Genomic DNA, 247 nt, shown 5'->3' with positions numbered 1-247 from the left:
ACCAGCGCCCACAGCTCGCGGGCCTGCCGGGTGCGCCCGTCGGGCAGCGGCAGCACCTCGTCCTTCGGGATGGCGAGGACGTAGCGGACCTGGCGTTCCTCCAGCCAGGCGCGCAGCGCCCGGCACTGTCCGTATGCCTCGTCGGCCAGGAAGTAGGTGAACGGCACCGAGGCGGCCAGCGCGCGCTCCAGCATCCGCCGGGCCAGCTCCGGTTTGGTGGCCACCGCGCTCGCGCGTTCGGGCGGGA

At 74.5% G+C, this 247-nt stretch carries 1 protein-coding gene; it reads right to left on the bottom strand.

The window, feature by feature from the left end; all coding sequences use genetic code 11:
- Positions 1-247 (bottom strand): transposase (locus RB628_RS42140; RefSeq protein ID WP_318325859.1); only part of this gene is annotated, 247 nt, incomplete at both ends.

Source organism: Streptomyces sp. ADMS (genome assembly GCF_033441795.1).
Lineage (GTDB): Bacteria > Actinomycetota > Actinomycetes > Streptomycetales > Streptomycetaceae > Streptomyces.
Note: the sequence above shows the minus strand (reverse complement) of the source record. Positions and strands in the feature narration are given on the sequence as shown.